Here is a 21,587-nt window from a genome sequence, read left to right as displayed (position 1 = left end):
TTTTAATTGTTTAGGTTTGTAGAATAATTGTGGTTTCATTTTTGCGTTTCTTAAAAAGTCGATTCTATTTTTATGAAAAAAACATTGCCTTTCATTTTGTTGCTCTTTCTTTTTAAAGTAACAACTGCTCAAAAAAACGAGCCGGACTACATCAAGTCCATTCAACTAAAGCCTTTGGGAGATAGAAATTTCTCAATTGTAGTTCCTTTGGGAACTCCTTTAGAGTTGAGCTTTGATGATTTGGAAGGGGATCAAAAGAATTATTATTATAAAGTTGAATTGATGAACCACGATTGGACTCCCAGCAGTTTGATTGCCAATCAATACTTAGAAGGGTTTCAGTCTAACGTAATTTTTAACGTAGAAAATTCGTTCAACACCTTTCAAAACTACACACACTACAGTGTAAAACTTCCTAATCAGAACACAAGAATTACCAAAAGTGGCAACTACTTATTATCCGTTTTGGATCAGTATGATGAAGTTATTTTTACTCGCAGATTTACACTTTACGAATCTGTTGCTGTTGTAGGTGTTTCTGTAAGCAGGAGTCGAAATACCAAGACCTTAGATCAACAGCAAACAGTGAACTTTATTGTAAATCATCCTACAATCAGGCTAAACAATCCCAATCAGGAAATTCATGTTGCTGTCTTACAAAATCAAAACTGGAAAACTGCTATTACTAATGTAGAACCACAGTTTTACAAACCTAGCCAATTGATCTATCGCTATACCAGGCAAACCAATTTTTGGGGAGGAAATCAATATTTGTTTTTCGACAATAAGATCATACGAAACTCCAGTGTAAATGTGGCTCGAGTAGTACGAAAAGACTTATACCACAACTATCTGTATCCTTATAAAAACAAAGAGGTAAAAAACTACACATACAATCCAGATATCAACGGGCAGTTTATTATCAGGACTTTAGAGGGAGACAATCCCAAAACAGAAGCAGATTATGCCATGATGCATTTTGCATTGGAAGTAGAAGATCAATTTGAAAACAAAGATGTATACGTTTATGGAGCATTTAACAACTTCAAACTAACAGATGAGAATAAAATGTACTATGATACGGGCACGAAAACCTACCTTGCCAACTTTCCTTTAAAGCAAGGGTTTTATAACTATACGTTTGTTACTCGCTCAGGTAATGGAGATATATCACAAGCAGATATCTTAGGAAACTTCTCAAAAACAGAAAACGAATATACTGTAATTGTCTACTACAGACCCTTAGGTGGGCTTTTTGATAGAGTAATTGGTGTAGGGTCTATTAGTTATCAAGGAGAGCGTTAGCTAATTGAAGAGCGAAGATTGGAAATCTCAGATTTTTCTGTTTCGTATTTAAACTTTGAACTTTAAACCAAAAATGTTACTTTAGCTATGATGGTACAGCAAATAACAAAAGGGATCAAGATTTCTGTAAAGACGAAGTATGATGGAACTTTGTACAGAAATTATCGTCTGTACCATAATTTCAGTTATTATATTACCATAGAAAATAAATCATTAGAAACCGTTCAACTTACAGATCGCTTTTGGAAGATCTTTGATTCACTAAATACAACCGAAGTTGTAGAAGGTGAAGGTGTAGTTGGACAAACACCAATTTTAGAACCTCAAGACACTTACAAATACAAATCGGGATGTTTCTTACTTTCCAACACTGGAGCAATGAGTGGATTTTACACCATGGTAAATATAGAAACACAACAGAGTTTTGATGTAACCATACCAACTTTCCAACTTTCAACACCTGTATCATTAAACTAACTAAGAGAAATAACAAACAACGAAAGCTTGCCACCATCAAAGATTCGGAATGTCTCAATTGCGGTCATCCTTTTTTTGGTCATGAAAAGTTTTGTCCTGAATGCGGGCAAAAGAACAAGGGAAGACAAATTACCTTTGTCAGTTTTGTAAGAGAGGTCTTTAACGGTTTTATTTCTTGGGATGCCAAATTCTGGACCACATTAATCCCATTACTAATCAAACCAGGAAAAGTATCCAAAGATTTTGTTAGCGGAAAAAGAATCCGATACTCAAACCCTTTTCAATTCTACTTAACTACTTCTATTCTCTTCTTTTTGATCTTTGGAGCTATTGACAACTACAATAAGTTCAAAGACATGACCCAAGCTTCTCCAAAAAAGCAACAGGTTTCTTTGGAAGAATTGAACAAAGCAATCAATACAAAAGAGATCGATGCAGATTCGATTAGAAATGTAATGAGTGAAAAGCTCAACAGTACTTTTATTCCATTAGATTCTATACAGAAGAACAAAATATTAGACGAAATCGAAAAACAAGCAAAAGACACAACCAGCAATAGGAATCGTACTGCCTTTTCTTTTGGGGGCGCTACTCGTTTTGATGAGTTTGTTGTATTTCATCAAAAACACCCAAATATAAACGTTGATGATGCTTTGGATAGTTTGGGTTATGCTAAGAATTTTAAGAATCGATTTATCTATGACAGAGCAAAAGTTTCAGGTGAATTTTTCACCAACAGAGAGAGCGGTAAAAAGTTCTTAAACCAAATGCTGTCGTATGCATCTGTATCATTATTTATATTACTACCAATCTTTACCCTGTTTTTAAAATTCTTCTATATCAGAAGAAAGTTTACCTATGTAGAACATTTGATCTTTGTTTTTCACACACAAACAGTCTTTTTCTTACTGTTAATCATTTTTGTGTTGCTGGATTTCTTTACTCAGAATGCTCCTATATGGGTGTTTACTATCCTATTCTTAATCTATCTTTTCTTAGCCATGAAGAAGTTTTACGGACAAGGATTCTTTAAAACATTGATCAAGTACATTCTTGTCAACTGGGTATACCTGTTCTTGGCTACTATAGGAATTATATTTGTAGGACTAATCTCTTTCTTACTTATTTAGAAGAGGTTTTCTAAATTTTCTGAAGATCCTTTTAGAAGATCCTGATATTTCATACTTACATCACCTAGCTCTTTTTTTACAGAGGTAACACTTACTGTTTCTACGTAAGGACGCTTCATTTTCAATGTAGTTCCTTCCGTTCCCTTGTCTGTACTTTTATGAAATGTGGTAATTTCTTCTTGTTTGTATTCTGAATGACCTTCTAGCCATTCCTGAAACCATTCTATTCTTTCAGATTTCATTTGAGCATCATATAGAGTAGAAGAAGACCAAATTTTAGGCTCTTGTGGTAGTTCTTGAAAGTGTTTTTGACTTCCATCCCACACAAGTTCATATGTTTTTAATTCTAATTTCCAATCGACCAAAACAATGGTAAAAGGTTCGATATTATCAAAATCAAATTCTTCGATATAACTCACAGGATCATCAACACTCAATATTTTTTTAACAACCACACCTCTACTCATTCTGTAATGAGAGTTTCTTTGATGCTTTTCAAATCCGCCATTCAACAAGCAAACCAGTCGATCCTTATTACTTAAACCAATCCATGTACCTCCGGCCAATTCATCTTTTGGATATACAATTTCAACTTCATTTTCGAGATATTTTTGGGGAGGAATGGTTTTACGCATTGGGCTCTCATCTCTGTTTGAGGTTAAAATAAATCCTTCATTTTCGAGAGGCAAATAGGTTACTGTACACATGAAATAGACTGCTTTTAGGCTTTTTGATTTTCCTTAGAAAAGGAAAAATTTGTTGAATCTTTTAATTCGTTATGTCTTTGTTGGTTACATCTCACTTTATTGTATGAAATATTGTAACTTCGCGACACCAAAATTAGTCGATTACAAATTAAAAACATACAAAATGGGAAAAGGTTTTTTTCATGTACCCACAGCCATTAACGAGCCTGTAAAATCATACGCTCCAGGAACACCTGAAAGAGAAGCTGTTCTAAAGCAATACAAAGAGTATTTTAACGGAAGTGCAGATGTTCCAATGTATATTGGTTCTGAGGAGATCAGAACTGGAAATACAAGAAACATGACTCCTCCTCATGATCACCAACACGTAGTAGGACAGTATCACTTGGGAGAGCAGTCTCATGTTGAAGATGCTATTTCTACAGCTTTAGAAGCTAGAAAAGAATGGTCTCAAATGCCTTGGGAACAAAGAGCTGCTATCTTCTTAAGAGCAGCAGAGTTAGTAGCAGGACCTTACAGAGCTAAGATCAATGCTGCAACCATGATCGCTCAATCTAAAACCATTCACCAAGCAGAGATCGATGCTGCTTGTGAGTACATCGACTTTTTACGTTTTAACGTAGAGTTCATGTCTCAGATTTATGATGAGCAACCTGATTCTGCTGAAGGAATTTGGAACCGTGTAGAGTACAGACCTTTAGAAGGATTTGTATACGCAATTACTCCATTTAACTTTACTGCTATTGCCGGAAACTTACCTGCAAGTGCAGCTATGATGGGAAATACTGTTGTTTGGAAACCTTCTGATCACCAAATTTTCTCAGCTAAAGTATTGATGGATATTTTCAAAGAAGCCGGATTACCAGATGGTGTAATTAACATGGTATATGGAGATCCTGTAATGATTACCGATACTGTATTGGCTAGTCCTGATTTTGCAGGAATCCACTTTACAGGTTCTACGTTTGTTTTCAAAGAGATCTGGAAAAAGATCGGTGAGAACATTCACAACTACAAAACATATCCAAAGATTGTTGGAGAAACAGGAGGAAAAGATTTTATCATTGCTCACCCATCTGCAAATCCAAAACAAGTAGCTACAGGAATTTCTCGTGGTGCATTTGAGTTCCAAGGGCAAAAATGTTCTGCAGCTTCTAGAGTATACTTACCAAAATCTATCGCAGAAGAAACATTAAACTATGTAAAAGAAGATATCGCTTCATTCAAAATGGGATCTCCTGAAGATATGGGCAACTTCATTACTGCTGTAATTCACGAAGGGTCTTTTGATAAGTTAGCTTCTTTTATTGATGGCGCTAAGAACGATGCAGATGCAGAGATCTTTGCCGGAGGTAATTACGATAAATCTAAAGGTTACTTTGTTGAGCCTACAGTGATTTTAGCAAAAGATCCTAAATACACGACAATGTGTACTGAATTATTTGGACCTGTTGTTACGATCTACATCTACGAAGATGCTGACTGGAGTGAAACTTTAAAATTAGTAGACGGAACTTCTGAATATGCATTAACTGGAGCTGTATTCTCTACAGATAGATATGCGGTTACTGAAGCAACCAAAGCTTTAGAAAATTGTGCCGGAAACTTCTACATCAATGACAAACCAACAGGTGCTGTTGTAGGACAACAACCTTTTGGAGGAGCGAGAGCTTCAGGAACCAATGACAAAGCAGGTTCTGCACAAAACTTATTAAGATGGGTATCTCCTAGATTGATCAAAGAAACGTTTGTTTCTCCAACTGATTACAGATATCCGTTCTTAGGAGAATAAGAACTACAGGCGTTAATGTTAAGGAAATCCAAATTTTAACGCATTCTATAATATTGTTAAAAGGGGCTATAAAATTTATAGCTCCTTTTTTATTTATTGTACTTTTGGCAGAAATACCAACCGTTCTTAATGAAAAATTTAATTTTTCTATTTCTTTTAACTGCTTTTTGCGGATATTCTCAAATCAACAAAAAAACTGTTCATGTCAAGTACATTGACGAAGAAATTAAAATAGATGGAGTTCTGGATGAAAATTCATGGTCTTTAGTACGACCGGCAACTGATTTCTTTCAATACTTCCCTAGCGATACAGCTAGAGCCAAAAGACAAGCAGAAATTCAATTCTTATTCGACGACGAAAACCTTTATGTCGGAATCAAAGTGCACGCCAAAGGGAAAGACTTTATTGTTCCTTCATTACGTAGAGATTTCAGAGCCGGAGGTAGCGATAATATCACATTAATGTTTGACACTTTTAATGATGGAACCAACGCATTTTTGTTTGGATCTAATCCTTATGGTGTTCGAAGAGAGATTTTGCTCTCGGGAGGAGGAAACGATTTAAGAGGTTTTAATGGCGCTTGGGACACAAAGTGGTATGGCGAATCTAAGATTCATGATAACTATTATGTACTAGAATGGAAAATTCCACTGTACGCTTTTAAGTACAATGAAGGAGAAACTCGTTGGCGTTTTAACAGTTATCATTTCGACACGCAAGACAACGAGCGAAATACATGGGTTAACATCCCACAAAACCAATTTATTTTCAACTTGGCTTATATGGGAGATATAATCTTTGAAAAGCCTTTAGGAAAATCTAAATCACCTATATCTGTCATACCATATATTAATGGAATAGCAGGAAAGGATTACGAAACCGGAGAAACCATCAGTGACTTTAAATTTGGAGCAGATGCAAAAATGACAATTGCCAACAGTTTGAATCTGGATTTGACCATCAACCCGGATTTCTCTCAAGTAGAAGTAGACAGACAAGTAACCAATTTAACTCGTTTTGAGGTTGGGCTTCCTGAAAGGAGACAATTTTTTATAGAAAACAGTGATCTCTTTGGAGATTTTGGCGATAGTCGTGATGCCAACCCCTTCTTTTCAAGAAGAATAGGAATAGCAAGTGATGCCGATGGAAATAGTATAGAAAATAAGATCATTGCTGGAGCTCGTTTAAGTGGAAAGCTAAACAACAATCTACGTTTAGGGTTCTTAAATATGCAAACCGATGAAGATGTAGCTAATGAGATTCCTTCAGTCAACAATGCTGTGATCTCTTTGCAACAAAAAGTGTTCAGCCGTTCAAATATCAGCCTTTTGTTCATCAACAAGCAAACGACAAAGGACTATGATTTCCTAGCTGAAGAAGATAAGTACAACAGAGTTTTAGGGGTGGATTATACACTAGCTTCAAAAGATAATACTTGGAGTGGTAAATACTTTTTCCATAAATCCTTTTCTCCGGGAGTTACATCCAAAGATTTTACCGCAGGTTTTCGAACTGAGTTTAACAACAGGCGATTGGGTGTTCGTTTAAGCGGTGTGTATGTTGCTGATGATTTTCGTTCTGACCTGGGATTCATCAGAAGAACAGACATTTTTAAAATCAACCCTGAATTTGAATTAAAATTTTGGCCTGAAAAAGGAAACATCCAACGTCATAGTTTTTCTGTTACTCCTATTTATATATGGAGACCTGAGTTAGATTATTTGAATTCTGATTACAATGTCATCTCTAGATGGAGAGCAAGTTTTAAGAATAATGCTGAATTGAGTGTACAGATGTTCAATCGATTTGTTCGTTTGTTTAGCGAATTCGATCCCACAGGGACAGATGGAGCAATTCCTTTACCTGCCGATCAAAATTATTACTACACCAACTTTGGAATATCTTTTAGATCTGACCAAAGAAAAACCGTGTCTTACAGGATTAACCCTTCCTTTGGAGGGTTCTTTAACGGAAACAGATATTCACTGGAAGCCAACATGACGGTTAGACTTCAACCTTATTTTTCAGGGTCTATCCGTTTGAATTACGACAAAATTGATTTGCCCGATCCATATCCGGATGCTTCTATTTGGTTGATAGGCCCCAGATTTGACGTTACTTTTACAAAGAACATCTTTTGGGCAACCTTTTTACAGTACAGCACACAACGAGAGAACTTTAGCGTTAATACCAGACTACAATGGAGAGTGGCACCATTGTCAGACTTATTTCTGGTATATAATGACAATTATGCCACAGATATTTTTAGCCCCAGATTCAGATCTATCAACTTGAAGTTCACTTATTGGTTGAATATCTAAGTTTTATAGATTCCCTTTAACATTTATTTAAGAAAGTACTGGTACTAGAATACGTAATTTCGAAAACTTTAAAATTAATCACAAACAAATAGTTTATTATGATACGTAAAACAATCTCAAGAATACTTGTTGTTTTATTTGTCTTTGGACTTGCAATAGATGCGGAAGCACAACGCAAGAAAAGAAAGAAAAATAAAAAGGGTAAAACCGAGCAAGTTGCGAAACCAAAACCAAAAAGACCTGCTCCGAAAAAGGGTGGTATCCAGCCTTATGGAAAGGTTGTAACCAAGGATATGAAAACCGATGACGGTTTATTCAAGGTTCACTCAAAAGATCAAAAATATCTTTTTGAAATTCCTGATTCTTTATTAGGAAGAGAGATGTTAATGGTTACCAGAATTGCTAAAACTGCAAGCGGAATTGGGTTTGGTGGAGGAAAAACCAACACACAAGTATTGCGTTGGCAACGCAAAGGAAAGCAAATCCTTTTAAGAGTTGTTTCTCATACTGTAGTTGCAGACTCTGTACTTCCTGTACACGAAGCTGTTGTTAACTCTAACTTTGAGCCAGTACTATATTCATTCCCAATCAAAGCTTTTAACAAAGATACTACCGGAGTTGTTATTGATGCTTCTCCTATGATTACTTCTGATATCAAAGCAATGGGATTACCTCAGTTCAGAAGAACTCAGTATAGAGTTAGTAGAATGGATAAATCTCGTTCTTATATAGAAAGAGTAAGCAGCTACCCACAAAACGTAGAATTACGTCACGTAAAAACATACGTAGCTAACAGACCTCCTTCTAACCCAAGTGTAGGGTCTATTTCTGTAGAGATGAGTAACTCTATGATCTTATTACCAAAAGTACCTATGAAGCGTCGTTATTTTGATGAAAGAGTAGGATGGTTTGCAAGAGGTCAAACAGATTACGGTTTAGATGCTCAAAAGAGTAAAACAGTTACTTACTTAGATCGTTGGAGATTAGAAGTAAAAGACGAAGATATTGAGAAATTTAAGAGAGGTGAATTAGTAGAGCCTAAGAAGCCTATCGTATACTATATTGATAGAGCTACTCCTGAAGTATGGAGAAAGTATATCAAGCAAGGAATCGAGGACTGGCAAGTTGCTTTTGAAGCTGCTGGTTTCAAAAATGCAATCATTGCAAAAGACCCTCCAAGTAAAGAGGAAGATCCAGATTGGTCTCCAGAAGATGTACGTTATTCTGTAGTACGTTACTTAGCTTCTCCAATTCCTAATGCAAACGGACCTCACGTAAGTGATCCACGTTCAGGAGAGATCTTAGAATCTGACATCAACTGGTACCACAACGTAATGACTTTATTACACAACTGGTTCTTTGTACAAACTGCTGCTATTAACCCAGAAGCAAGATCTAATGAGTTTAAAGATGAAGTAATGGGTCGTTTGATTCGTTTTGTATCTTCTCACGAAGTAGGACACACATTAGGATTACCACACAACATGGGATCTAGTTCTGCTTATCCTGTAGATTCTTTACGTTCTGCTAGCTTTACTAAAGTATACAGCACAGCTCCATCTATTATGGATTACGCTCGTTTTAACTACGTAGCGCAACCAGAAGATAAAGGTGTTGCTTTAATGCCAAACATCGGACCATACGATAAGTATGCAATTAGCTGGGGATACCGTCCTATTTTAGACAAGTCTGCTAAAGGTGAAAAGCCAATCTTAGATCAGTGGATTCTTGAAAAAGCAGGAGATCCTTTATACAGATTCGGACACCAACAAGCTGGAGGAGTTATCGATCCTAGTTCACAAACTGAAGATTTAGGAGACGACGCTATGAAAGCTAGTGCTTATGGAATCAAAAACTTAAAGCGTATTTTACCTAACTTAGAAAGATGGACTACCAAAAAAGGTGAGACCTATGATGAGTTAGCTACTATGTACGGACAAGTATTGGGTCAGTTCAACCGTTATATGGGGCACGTTGCGGCTAACGTTGGTGGTGTGTATGAGCACTACAAAACTGCTGATCAAGAAGGAGCTGTATATACTCACGTTGACAAAGATCACCAAAGAAAAGCTTTACGTTTCATCAACAAAGAATTGTTTGCTACTCCAAAATGGATGTTAGATAAAAACATCTTTAGCAAAACTCAGTTCTCTGGAGCTATCGAGAGAATTGGAGGAATGCAAGCTAGAGCTTTGAACAACATCTTGAATGCCGGAAGAATGGCTCGTATGATCGAAAACGAAACATTGAACGGAAACAAAGCATACAAGCTTACAACAATGTTCTACGATTTACGTCAAGGAGTTTGGGGTGAGTTATACAACGGAAGAACAATTGACACTTACAGAAGAAATTTACAAAGAGCGCACATTAGCCGTTTAGATTTCTTATTAAACAGAGCTCAAAATCAAAGAGGAGCAAATGCAGGATACTTCAAGCAAAGTACTGTAAACATTGACCAATCTGATATTAGAGCAATGGTAAGAGGTGAATTGAACAGGTTGAAGCGTGACATTAGAGCTAACATCTCTAAAGCACCAAATACTACTACAAGATATCACTTACAGGATGCTATTGCTAGAATTGACAAAGCATTGGATCCAAAGTAATTTAGATAGTTTACCAATGAAAAAGCCTCGCAAATGCGAGGCTTTTATTTTTTATCTGTTGTTTTTTTAGAATGGTAGATCGTCCGGTTCGTCACTACTTAAATCCGGAGCCGGCTGAAACTGATCTACTGGTGGTAAATCTTGAGGAGCTGCTTGAGCTAAGTTCTCAATTCTCCATCCTTGGATAGAATTAAAATATTTAGCTTCTCCTTGTGGGTTGATCCATTCTCTACCTCTTAAATTGATAGATACTTTTACATCTTGTCCTACAGAATAGCTATTTAATAAATCTACTTTGTCCTGTACAAACTCGATCATAATCATCTGAGGATATTGCTCGTCAGTTGTCACAACCATTTCTCTCTTTCTAAATCCGTTTGATCCAAAAGTTTGGGTTTCTCCAATCAATTTAATCTTTCCTATTACTTCCATAATTTCTATTTTAATAAAAGTACTTTCCAAGCACTTTCTACATCATTTTTATCTAAATATTCTTGAGCAAATGTATGTTTTTTTCCCTCGTCAATCCCCACAAAATTTGGGTGATCTTTTGCAAAGTTATCAACATCCGCTTGAGAAGGCAATGATTCTACATTTCCTAACATCCCTAAATTGTTTCCTGTTAACACATTGCTATTTCGTATGTTATCAGGAATGGCATCTACTCCAATTCCAAGTGTAGCAATGGGTTTCGGAATTTCAAAAAAGCCTTCTCGTGCTCTTGAGTAATAACTTCCTCCTGCTCTGGCTACCAGATCGATCTTGTATTGATCTATATGCCCGTTCTCATCCAAAACATCATCGTGAATATGGATTTTCACAACTTCACACATAATTAGATTTCCCGCTCCTCCTTCACTTCCGGTATAAATAATGTCTTTTACCTTACACTCGAATTGCACCGGAGATTCTGCTACTCTAAATGGCTTTACCTTATCTGAAGGTAACATCGTAAATCCTGCCTTGATAAATTCATTCACTCCATCAGGATATTCTGTACTACTCAAAGACATTTGATGCACAATATCATAACTCACCACATTTACCACAACCTCTTTGATTGCTTCTGCATTTTGCAATGTATGTTTGGTTGTATTATCTCTTACTCTTCTTGCAGGAGAAAAGATCATAATAGGCGGATTGGATCCGAATACATTAAAAAAGCTAAAAGGCGACAGGTTTGGGTTTCCTTCTTCGTCTATAGTACTGGCAAAAGCAATTGGTCTTGGTGCTACTGCTCCAAGTAAGTACGCATGTAATTTTCCTGTTGAAATTTCCTTTGGATCAATAGATGGCATGTAAAAAAATTTGATGCATAAAGATACTATCAATTTTACAAATCAGTTATAGATTTGAATCCTTTATATTTGTTTGATGAGTTTTTTTCAAAACACACTTATTCTTAAGCGAATTGCCATCTTTATTTCCATTGTTATCGTTTCTATGATCCTTTGGAACACCTATAGTTTTTTCAAACTTTTTAAGAGTGATGAAAAGAGTAAAATGGAAATTTATGCCCAAGCAATTGAAGAAGTTAGCAAAAATTCCGGTGGAGAGTTAAACATAGAAACATTGGTTTTTGAAAAGATTAAGAACATCCCTTTGATTCTTACTGATGAAAATGGGAGCATCTTAGACTATCAAAATTTAGATTCTATAAAGGCTCTTGATACAAAATATCTGGAACGACAGTTAAAAACTATGAAGGAGCAGAATGAACCTATTGAAATTGTCTTTTTGGGAAATCAGAAACAATACGTTTATTACAGAAACTCCGATCTACTAGGAAAACTCACCTACTATCCATTAGCTCTCATATTAATCCTAACCTTATTTTTAGCAGTCATTTATATGATGTTTACTTCCAATAAGGTTGCCGAGCAAAATAAGTTATGGACCGGAATGGCTAAAGAAACGGCGCATCAAATAGGAACTCCTTTATCTTCTTTATTAGGGTGGATTGCTATTCTAAAAACAGAAAATATAAGCGACAAATACGTAGGAGAAATTGAGAATGATGTACATAGGTTGAATACCATTGCCAATCGTTTTTCTAAAATAGGTTCGTTACCGGAACTGAAGAAAAAAAATGCGGTATCTCTTACAAAAAAAGCCTACGATTATTTACAATCTAGAAGTTCTAAACAAATTCAGTTTAGTTTTTCTTCATCAGAAGAAACACTCAATGCTCAATTAAATGAAGAACTTTTTGGTTGGGTGATAGAAAACCTCATTAAGAATGCCATTGATGCCATGCAAGGCAAAGGAAGTGTTTCTATTCATATCGAATCTGATGCCAAACGAATTAAAATTCTAGTAAGTGACACCGGAAAAGGAATTCCGAAATCTCAATTTAAACAGATCTTCAAACCCGGGTTTACCACCAAAAAACGTGGTTGGGGATTGGGATTATCTCTTTCTAAACGAATTATTGAAGACTATCACAAAGGGAAAATCTTTGTAAAGAAATCTGAGATTGGAAAAGGAACAAGCTTTCAAATTCTCTTAGACAAAGCTGTCTGAGATTGCTTTTGCAGTAGCTTCAAACTCACTCTGAGAAAGCTTTTCTTTTTTGATAAATCGCATGTCATCCATAAAATTGATAGGAATCAAATGTACATGCACATGTGGCACTTCCAGCCCGATTACACTCATTCCTACACGTTCGCAAGGAATAGCCTTTTCAATAGCTTTTGCTACTCTGTATGAGAAATCCATAAGCCCTGAGTAAGCATCTTTATCCAGATCAAAAATCTTATTTACTTCTTGCTTAGGAATTACCAATGTATGCCCTTTTGCATTAGGGTTGATATCTAAAAAAGCATAAAAATTTTCGTCTTCTGCAATCTTGTAGGAAGGAATGTCTCCTTGAACTATTTTGGTAAATATGGTAGCCATGATATGTTTGTTTCTTAATTAATGTCATTTCGATTTTATAGAGAAATCTCTAAAATGTTATTTCTTGATTTTGCTCGAAAAGACAATGAGTTTTGATAAAAATAAAAAACGCTTTCCGATTGGAAAGCGTTTTCTTACAATTTTATCTGCTTGTTATCTTGTGATCTCTAAAATCTCAAATGTCATCATTCCATTAGGAACCTGAATTTCTGCAACATCACCAACTTCTTTTCCTAAAAGCCCTTTTCCAATTGGCGAGTTTACAGACAGTTTACCGTTTCTTACATCTGATTCAGAATCTGCTACCAAGGTGTAGCTAAACTCCATTCCATTAGCCGAATTCTTGATTTTTACTATAGAGTGAATCAATATCTTTGAAGTATCTAATTGAGATTCATCAATAATTCTCGCATTAGCTACCACATTTTTAAGTTTTGCAATCTTGGTTTCTAATAACGATTGCTCTTCTTTTGCTGCATGATATTCTGCGTTCTCACTCAAATCGCCTTTGTCTCTGGCATCTGCAATCTCCTGAGAAACTCTAGGTCTTTCTACTTGTTCTAGATGAGCTAACTCATCCTTTAATTTCTTTAATCCTTCCGGTGTATAATATGATACATTACTCATAATCTTCCATTTTTCTTAGTCACTCAAAGCAACTTCGTCCTATAAACAAAAAATCTCATTGCCTTTTTACAGAATGAGATTTACAAGACAAATGTACAAAATATTTGTAAATTGCCTTCGTTTTACTAGAAATCCCTAAAGAAGACCTCATGAAGAAAGCGGCATTTTTACTCCTTACAATTATATTTTTAGGTTGTACATCTAATACCAATAATAATGATTGCTTACCTTTTATTAGTGTAAACACATCTGTAAACTTAGATTTACCGCAGTTTATTGATCTTCAGGTTCCGGGAGGCTGGGCCTATGTAAATGGAGGGCATCAAGGGTTGATTGTCTACAACATAAACGGAGTACAATTCAAAGCTTTCGACAGGTTATGTCCTGGGCAAAATATATCTTCTTGTTCGCAAATGATTGTTGATTCTAACTTAAGAATCTTATGTCAATGTGACGATTCTGAGTTCAACATTTTAAATGGTGCTCCATTAACAGAAGGTGTTACTTGTTTTGCCAAAGAATATCTAGTTGAAAACCTAAATGGATCAATTCTGAGAATCACTAATTTTTAATCGCTTTCTAGTAAATAGAATTTGTACTTTTGTAGCTCATTTCAACACAACTAGATTTGAAAAGTTACTTCTCTTCAGATTTTAAATTGGGAGTCCTAGGTGGAGGCCAACTAGGTAGAATGCTCCTCTCTGAAACTCAAAAACTCGATATTTACACTGTAATTTTAGATGCGTCTGCAGAAGCACCTTGTGCTCAGATCTGTAATGAATTTCATCAGGGTGACCTGTTGGATTTTGAAACGGTTTACAATTTTGGCAAGAAAGTGGATTTGTTAACCATTGAGATCGAAAATGTAAACATTGATGCGCTAGATAAATTGGAAAGTGAAGGATTGGAAATTTATCCTAAGCCTAAAGATCTTCGAATTATACAGAGTAAAGCCTCTCAAAAGTTATTTTATACCGACAATCAGATTCCAACAGCAGATTTTTCAAGATATACTTCTTTGGAAGAATTGAAACATTCTGTTTCTAACGAAGCGATCACACTCCCTTTCGTATGGAAAAGTGCTCGATTTGGTTATGACGGAAATGGTGTTAAGATTGTTAGGTCTTTAGAAGATTTGGAACAGTTACCCAATGTAGAGTGTATCTCTGAAAAGTTGATTCCGTTTAAAAACGAATTGGCGGTAATTGTTGCTAGAAATAAGGATGGAGAAACCAAAACATATCCTGTGGTAGAGATGGAATTTCATCCGGAAGCTAATCAGGTTGAATATGTGATCTGTCCGGCAAGAATTGAAGATGCTATTGCCGACAAAGCAAGAAATGTAGCTTTAAAAGTTGCAGATTCTTTTGATTTTATTGGTTTGTTAGCAGTAGAAATGTTTCAAACCGAAGATGATCAGATCTTAGTTAACGAAGTAGCTCCAAGAACACATAACTCCGGACACTATAGTATTGAAGCAAGTTACACCAGTCAGTTTGAACAACACTTGAGAAGTATCTTAAACCTACCTTTAGGAAATACAGATAGTAAACTTGCAGGAATTATGGTAAATTTGGTAGGAGCTGAAGGTCATACCGGAGATGTTGTGTATGAGCATATTGAAGATATTTTAAAGATCGATGGTGTTACTCCTCATATCTACGGAAAGAAAATGACCAAGCCTTTCAGAAAAATGGGACACGTAACCATTGTACATAAAGATGTTGCTAAGGCAAGAGAAATAGCTCAACAAGTAAAAGAAACAATCAAAGTAATAAGTAAATAAGTTATGGTAGGAATTATCATGGGAAGCGATTCAGATCTTCCAATCATGCAAGAAGCAATTGATATTTTGGAAAGCTTCGATATTTCAATTGAAGTAGACATCGTTTCGGCGCATAGAACTCCTGAAAAATTATTCGATTATGCTACCAAAGCACACACTCGTGGTATCAAAGCAATTATAGCTGGTGCCGGTGGAGCTGCACACTTACCGGGAATGGTAGCCTCTATGAGTCCACTTCCTGTAATTGGTGTTCCCGTAAAAAGCAGAAATTCTATTGATGGTTGGGACTCAGTTCTGTCTATTCTACAAATGCCAGGAGGTGTACCGGTAGCTACGGTTGCTTTGGACGGAGCAAAGAATGCAGGAATCTTAGCTGCTCAAATTATCGGAGCTTCAGACAAATGTGTACTTGATAAGATCATAGCTTACAAAGAAGGCTTAAAGATGAAAGTTAATAAAGCCTCAGAAAGAGTAAAAAAATAGCGATTAATCAACAATCGCTATTTTTTTTGTCATTGTTCTTCCAGACTCCAGTTCAACTGCTAGAATATAAATACCTCTTCTTAACGCAGCTACATTCTTTGTTTGTGAATGTAAGAAAGATGCGACTCTCGATCCTCGAATGTTGAACATTGTTACCTTTTCAATTTCATCATCAATACTATTCAACTCAACAATCAAGTGCTTGTCTCTATTCACATAAGTTGTCAGATCAGTAATATCCAATAATTCCTCATTTACAATTTCCTCTCTGCTTGTTTGTGCTTTCTTTCTTTTTTTCTTGGTATAGATCAATCTGAATCTTGTTAGATTTTCTCCTATGCTATCTACTTGAAATGTATAAGAAGTACTTCTCATATCTATCGAGGTTTTGGTTTGTCTATCTCTTAAATAGATGTAATATTCATCATCAATATGTTCTTCATCTAACTGGATCGTGTATTCTCCAACTTCATCTACAACATATCCTAATTTTACTACTTTTTTCTTCTTTTTCAAAGGTGGCAATCCTTGAATAGAAGTTCGTTTGTCTCCTTCAACCAAAGAAAATAATCCTAAGGTGGTATTGTTTACATCAAAAGGAGCATCATACAATCTATCGTATGATCTGGAAGCTCCTTTTACAAACCCAACCAGCATAGAACTAAATTTTTCTTCTTTTCTTAAAGAGAACCACGAACGTCCTTCTTTTTTCTCTTGATTTCCATTTCTAAAGAACTGATTATTATTTGCAGCTACTTGGTGGGTAGGTTTAAATCTAACGGTTCCTGAAGAGAGTGATCGTACAAAGAACCCTTGGCCAGACCCTATAAACCCTGTTGCCGTATTAGAAGCTCCTCCTGTTAAATTATACTGTCTATAATCTGCTACATTGTTATCGCCAACTTCTGCTGTGTTTTGATCCCAAAAATAAATGGTTCCCTCTAAGTGACTGTTATCCGGATCTTGAATTACCAAATCCCAGTTAATTGCAGAAGGATATGGATTTCCAATCAAATTATCTCCTTCTGTAGACCACACATTTCCCGGATCGGTACTTTCTTCATTGGTGTTGAAAAATGTTTCGACAGCTATTGTTCCCTCATTCACTTTTCCGATAAATGTTGTACTAAAACTCCCTGAAGTTTCCGAACGAACCGCATAACCAACAGCAGGTTTTAAATTAGTTGTTCCATTGAATGCCCAAGTAGCATCCGGAACACTAGAATTGAATGAATAAATAATAGGACTGGCAGGAAAGATTGCTGTTGGATCTGCATCAGCTTCTATTATCGGAGAACTCCAATAAGAGAAAAACTTCTCTCCTGTGTATGATGGAGAGTTTCTATTCACATTGAAAGTTCCTAACCCACTGATGGGAGCTTCACAACTATGGTAGATCAATGCTCCACCGTCTTCTACTGTAATCGTTCCGTTGTTCTCTAACTCGTAATATATGTGCAACGTAGCGTTGTTTTGAATAACAATCTCTACTCCTGAGTTAACAATTAACTTTCCTACACTAACTTCTGTAGTTAATATCGGATCATTTGTCCCGTCAGCTATGGTCACCGTTTGTCTTCGTGTAGCATCAGGTGCATTATCTCCTGTCCAGTTTGTTGTGGTTGTCCATACGTTAGAAGAACTTCCATCCCAAGTAAACACCCCATTAGCATTTACCATCTCAGTGATAGATGATCCGCCATTAGGTTGGTAATTGATCTGTGTTCCTTCTTGATAGGCTACCAAACTAGTTCCTGAAGTTAGCAGTGTATTTTGATTGGTGTCTATCTCTGATTGCGTTCTCGCCACATTCCAGATTCTAAACAGATCTATACTTCCTGTAAAGTTATTTGTATTTCCATCTGATGATGCCGAGTCATCATAAGTTTCTGAAGTGGACCCTCCTACAGAACTAGCTGTCCAACCCGACACTAAATTATCTGGAAAACGAATAGCTCCATCTCCTCTTCCTACATTTACGTCTCCACTGTGTGTGTTCACTTGCAATCCATCTTGAGAGTCTTGCTCTACTCCGTCCAAAAACCATTTCAAAGTAAGATCGGGAGAAGCTGTATCTTCTAAAGTGATTGCTATATGATACCAAGTATCGGTTGTAATTGTTCCTGCGGCAGATCTAAAAAATCTACGATCAGCTGCTGCTCCTGCATTATTTCTATAAGCACCTAAGTACACTCTTCCGTCTTCAATCCAAGCAGTAATGGCATTTACACCTCCTCCTTCTTCATATAGCACTTGTCTTGTTGTAATATCGGTAGGGTTAAATCTCAATTCAACCGTTCTGTTTCTTGTATTCTGCAAGTTGATTGCATCTGTGTTAGGAATCACAGTAAATTGTTCTGTTCCGCTAATCTGAGCTGAGGCAGAAACAGAAGTTCCTCCATCCGGTTGATAAATGATCTGATCTTGATCAAGATACGCCACCAAATCGGTTCCTGAAGTTAAAAAGACAGATTTATTGGTATCAATTTCTGCTTGCGTTCTCGCCACATTCCAAATTCTGAATAAGGCAATGTTTCCGGCGTAATTGTAATCGTTTCCATCAGACCCCGTAAAAGTATTATTATAGGTTTCCGAAGTAGATCCTCCTACAGAGCTTGCTGTCCAGTTAGACACCAAACTTGAAGGAAATCTAAGTTCTCCTCCGTTTCTAGCAAAACTGACGTCTCCAGAGTGCGTATTGATCTGCAATCCATCTTGAGAGTCTTGCTCTTCCCCATTTAAAAACCATTTAAACGTAAGATCTGGTGAAGTTGTATCTTCTAAAGTCAATGCCACGTGATACCATGTATTGGCTTCTATATCTCCATCACCTGAACGAAACAAACGTCTGTTTGCCGCAGAAGAAGCATTATCTCTATAACCTCCTAAGTAAATTCTACCGCCTTCTAAAAAAATATACAAAGCATTTACTTGTGCACCTTCTTCATACAGCACCTGTCTGGTTGTAATATCCGATGTGTTGAACCAGAACTCGATTGTTCTGTTTCTTGTGTTTTGCAAATTAATTGCATCTGTGTTGGGAATCGTAATGTAATCATCAACACCATTCCCCTGAAACCCCGATGAACAAGGTGTCTGAGCAAAACTATTGATAGTCCCCAACAAGATAATTCCCCAAAAAAGTAATTTTTTATTCCCCATAAATCTTATTGTGTTCTATTTAAGTAGACACATGTTTCCCTAAAAAGTCACCAAACTATTTTTATCCTTTCAAAAGATACTAGCCTTTTAGTTGAAGAGTAGGTTTTCATCGTTTAAGTGTCGTTTTACCTCGTTAAAGCTGAACCGCTTTTTTGAAGAAAAAGTCCTCATCTTACATTCTATAATGATGTATCTTTACAGCTCATTAATTTTGACTATGAATCCACTTTTACAAGATTTTAATACAGCACCATTTTCAGAAATTAGCGTTAGTGATTACAAGCCTGCTTTTCAGCAAGCAATTCAGATGACGAAAGATGAGATTACCGAGATTGTTAACAATTCTGATGCTCCTTCATTTGAAAATACTACCGAGGCATTGGACTATACAGGTCAGAAGTTAGATCGCATAAGTAGCATTTTCTTTAATTTGAATTCTGCCGAAACTTCAAAAGAGATCCAAGAGATCGCAAAAGACATTTCTCCTTGGTTGAGCGAGTTCAAAAATGATATGATCTTAAATACTCAATTGTTTCAACGTGTAAAAGCTGTTTACGATCAAAAGGATTCATTAGATCTAACACCGGAGCAAAATACTTTGTTAGAAAAGCAATACAAAGGCTTTGCTAGAAATGGAGCGAATTTAAATGAGGCTGATAAAGATTCTCTAAGAAAGATTGATGCAGAATTGGCAAAGTTGTCATTGCAATTTGGAGAGCATGTTCTTGCAGACAACAATGCTTATGAATTGCATATTACTGATGAAAAAGATCTTGCAGGTTTACCTGATGGAGTGAAAGAGGCAGCTAAAATAACCGCTTCTCAAAAAGAAAAAGACGGATGGATCTTTACGCTGGACTACCCTAGTTATATCCCTTTTATGACCTATGCTGATAATCGTGAATTGAGAAAAGAACTAGCAATTGCCAGTGGTAAAAAAGGGTTTCAGCAGAATGAAAACAATAATGAACAGATTGTATTGGATATTGTTACCCTTCGTCATCAAAGAGCTAATCTTTTAGGGTATAAAACACATGCTCATTTTGTTTTAGAAGAAAGAATGGCGGAAGCACCGGAGAAAGTTCTTTCTTTTCTGAATGATTTATTGGAAAAAGCAAAACCCGCAGCACAAAGAGAATTCAGCAATCTAGAGAATTATGCAAAAAAGCTGGATAATATTGATCAGTTGCAAAAATGGGATAGCGCTTATTATTCTGAAAAGCTTAAAAAAGAACTCTTCAATTTAGATCAAGAATTACTAAAACCTTACTTCCAACTAGAAAATGTAATAGAAGGAGCTTTTACCATTGCTCATAAGTTATACGATCTTACGTTTGAAGAGGTCTTTGATATTGATAAGTATCATGAAGATGTAAAAACCTATCATGTAAAAAATACACAAGGTGATTTTGTAGCTGTTTTCTATGCAGATTTCCATCCGAGATCCGGAAAGAGAAATGGAGCTTGGATGACTTCTTACAAATCGCAACAGATCTTAAATGGTATTAATGACAGACCTCATATTTCCATCGTTTGTAATTTTACCAAGCCTACAGATTCTCAACCTTCTCTACTAACTTTTAATGAGGTTACTACCTTGTTCCATGAGTTTGGTCATGCACTACACGGAATCTTGGCAGACACAACATACAATAGTTTATCCGGAACATCTGTTTCTTGGGATTTTGTAGAACTTCCAAGTCAGGTTTTAGAAAACTGGTGTTACGAAAAAGAGGCCTTGGAGTTGTTTGCAAAGCATTATGAAACCGGAGAGATGATTCCGATGGAGTATGTAGAAAAGATCAAAGAATCTGCAAGCTTCCATGAAGGAATGCAAACACTAAGACAATTGAGTTTTGGTTTGTTAGATATGTCTTGGCATGCCAAAGAATCGTCAGAAGAAATTCCATCGGTAAAAGAATTTGAAATGAATGCTTTTGCTCCTACAAAACTGTATCCTGATGTAGCTGAGAATTGTATGAGTACTGCTTTTTCACATATTTTCCAAGGTGGATATTCTGCAGGTTATTATTCTTACAAATGGGCTGAAGTATTGGATGCAGATGCTTTTGAACTATTTCAAGAGAAAGGGATCTTTGATAAAGAAACTGCCAATAAATTTAAAGATCATGTTTTGAGTAAAGGAGGCACTGAAAAACCAATGACCTTATACAAGCGCTTTAGAGGAAAAGAGCCTAAACCTGATGCTTTGTTAAAAAGAGCCGGACTCTTGTAAGAGAAGGCACTTCTATTTTCTCATACTATCCTTTAAATGTTAAAACTACTAAA

General features: G+C 36.1%; 17 protein-coding genes and 1 pseudogene. 12 read left to right on the top strand and 6 right to left on the bottom strand.

Annotated elements, in window-relative coordinates:
* The first annotated feature begins 72 nt into the window (after positions 1-72).
* The 4 genes and pseudogenes from ACFSRZ_RS13930 (at position 73) to ACFSRZ_RS13915 (ending at position 2,912) form a co-directional block, all read left to right on the top strand.
* Entirely contained in the window at positions 73-1,305 is a 1,233-nt protein-coding gene (locus tag ACFSRZ_RS13930) for a type IX secretion system plug protein (protein ID WP_379667178.1), read from the top strand.
* Between the two features lie 90 nt (positions 1,306-1,395).
* On the top strand, positions 1,396-1,782 hold the full coding sequence (apaG, locus tag ACFSRZ_RS13925) for a Co2+/Mg2+ efflux protein ApaG (RefSeq protein WP_379667271.1): 387 nt from the start codon (positions 1,396-1,398) through the stop codon (positions 1,780-1,782).
* A pseudogene (locus ACFSRZ_RS13920) lies at positions 1,770-2,084 on the top strand (DUF3667 domain-containing protein); the annotation flags it as partial. The gene apaG and the pseudogene ACFSRZ_RS13920, both read left to right, overlap by 13 nt.
* A gap of 12 nt (positions 2,085-2,096) precedes the next feature.
* Complete coding sequence (locus ACFSRZ_RS13915; RefSeq protein WP_379667177.1) at positions 2,097-2,912, top strand: hypothetical protein; 816 nt, start codon at positions 2,097-2,099, stop codon at positions 2,910-2,912.
* Here ACFSRZ_RS13915 and ACFSRZ_RS13910 read toward each other — a convergent pair.
* Positions 2,909-3,619 (bottom strand): NRDE family protein, encoded by a 711-nt coding sequence (locus tag ACFSRZ_RS13910; protein ID WP_379667176.1) that lies wholly within the window; start codon positions 3,617-3,619, stop codon positions 2,909-2,911. The two genes, ACFSRZ_RS13915 and ACFSRZ_RS13910, sit on opposite strands and share 4 nt — an antisense overlap.
* Positions 3,620-3,782: 163 nt before the next feature.
* On the opposite strand from ACFSRZ_RS13910, the gene pruA reads away from it, so the two are divergent.
* The 3 genes from pruA to ACFSRZ_RS13895 all read left to right on the top strand — a co-directional run bounded on the left by pruA (position 3,783) and on the right by ACFSRZ_RS13895 (position 10,342).
* Entirely contained in the window at positions 3,783-5,411 is a 1,629-nt protein-coding gene (gene pruA, locus ACFSRZ_RS13905) for an L-glutamate gamma-semialdehyde dehydrogenase (RefSeq protein WP_379667175.1), read from the top strand.
* 129 nt (positions 5,412-5,540) lie between these two features.
* Complete coding sequence (locus ACFSRZ_RS13900; protein WP_379667174.1) at positions 5,541-7,733, top strand: DUF5916 domain-containing protein; 2,193 nt, start codon at positions 5,541-5,543, stop codon at positions 7,731-7,733.
* Positions 7,734-7,831: 98 nt separating this feature from the next.
* Positions 7,832-10,342: a zinc-dependent metalloprotease gene (locus ACFSRZ_RS13895; protein WP_379667173.1), complete on the top strand. Its 2,511-nt coding sequence runs from the start codon at positions 7,832-7,834 to the stop codon at positions 10,340-10,342.
* Between the two features lie 66 nt (positions 10,343-10,408).
* On the opposite strand, the gene ACFSRZ_RS13890 is transcribed toward ACFSRZ_RS13895, so the two are convergent.
* A complete protein-coding gene (locus tag ACFSRZ_RS13890) occupies positions 10,409-10,774 on the bottom strand; it encodes a DUF3127 domain-containing protein (protein ID WP_379667172.1) in 366 nt (121 codons plus the stop codon).
* Between the two features lie 5 nt (positions 10,775-10,779).
* Positions 10,780-11,640 carry a flavin reductase family protein gene (locus ACFSRZ_RS13885; RefSeq protein WP_379667171.1) on the bottom strand — a complete coding sequence of 287 codons (861 nt, stop codon included), beginning with the start codon at positions 11,638-11,640 and terminating at the stop codon, positions 10,780-10,782.
* A gap of 76 nt (positions 11,641-11,716) precedes the next feature.
* Between ACFSRZ_RS13885 and ACFSRZ_RS13880 the strand changes: the two genes are divergently transcribed.
* The gene (locus tag ACFSRZ_RS13880; protein WP_379667170.1) at positions 11,717-12,865 is read left to right on the top strand and encodes a sensor histidine kinase; all 1,149 of its coding nucleotides are present in this window, start codon (positions 11,717-11,719) and stop codon (positions 12,863-12,865) included.
* Here the strand turns inward: ACFSRZ_RS13880 and ACFSRZ_RS13875 are convergent.
* Both ACFSRZ_RS13875 and greA read right to left on the bottom strand, forming a co-directional pair.
* Positions 12,848-13,240 carry an HIT family protein gene (locus tag ACFSRZ_RS13875; RefSeq protein WP_379667169.1) on the bottom strand — a complete coding sequence of 131 codons (393 nt, stop codon included), beginning with the start codon at positions 13,238-13,240 and terminating at the stop codon, positions 12,848-12,850. The two genes, ACFSRZ_RS13880 and ACFSRZ_RS13875, sit on opposite strands and share 18 nt — an antisense overlap.
* Positions 13,241-13,393: 153 nt before the next feature.
* Complete coding sequence (gene greA / locus ACFSRZ_RS13870) at positions 13,394-13,867, bottom strand: transcription elongation factor GreA (protein WP_379667168.1); 474 nt, start codon at positions 13,865-13,867, stop codon at positions 13,394-13,396.
* Positions 13,868-14,016: 149 nt separating this feature from the next.
* On the opposite strand from greA, the gene ACFSRZ_RS13865 reads away from it, so the two are divergent.
* Genes ACFSRZ_RS13865 through purE form a run of 3 tightly spaced genes read left to right on the top strand, consistent with a single transcriptional unit; the run spans position 14,017 to position 16,136 of the window.
* Positions 14,017-14,439 (top strand): hypothetical protein, encoded by a 423-nt coding sequence (locus tag ACFSRZ_RS13865; RefSeq protein WP_379667167.1) that lies wholly within the window; start codon positions 14,017-14,019, stop codon positions 14,437-14,439.
* Positions 14,440-14,495: 56 nt separating this feature from the next.
* Positions 14,496-15,653, top strand: a complete 1,158-nt coding sequence (locus tag ACFSRZ_RS13860; protein WP_379667166.1) for a 5-(carboxyamino)imidazole ribonucleotide synthase — start codon at positions 14,496-14,498, stop codon at positions 15,651-15,653.
* Between the two features lie 3 nt (positions 15,654-15,656).
* Complete coding sequence (gene purE / locus ACFSRZ_RS13855; RefSeq protein ID WP_379667165.1) at positions 15,657-16,136, top strand: 5-(carboxyamino)imidazole ribonucleotide mutase; 480 nt, start codon at positions 15,657-15,659, stop codon at positions 16,134-16,136.
* A gap of 3 nt (positions 16,137-16,139) precedes the next feature.
* Here the strand turns inward: purE and ACFSRZ_RS13850 are convergent, their stop codons facing one another.
* Positions 16,140-19,298, bottom strand: a complete 3,159-nt coding sequence (locus ACFSRZ_RS13850) for a LamG-like jellyroll fold domain-containing protein (RefSeq protein WP_379667164.1) — start codon at positions 19,296-19,298, stop codon at positions 16,140-16,142.
* A 217-nt stretch (positions 19,299-19,515) separates the two neighbouring features.
* Between ACFSRZ_RS13850 and ACFSRZ_RS13845 the strand changes: the two genes are divergently transcribed.
* A complete protein-coding gene (locus tag ACFSRZ_RS13845) occupies positions 19,516-21,534 on the top strand; it encodes a M3 family metallopeptidase (protein ID WP_379667163.1) in 2,019 nt (672 codons plus the stop codon).
* Positions 21,535-21,587: the final 53 nt, after the last annotated feature.

The sequence above is a fragment of the Pseudotenacibaculum haliotis genome, assembly GCF_042684245.1.
Classification (GTDB): Bacteria; Bacteroidota; Bacteroidia; order Flavobacteriales; family Flavobacteriaceae; genus Polaribacter; species Polaribacter haliotis_A.
This window is presented reverse-complemented; position numbering and strand designations above follow the sequence as displayed.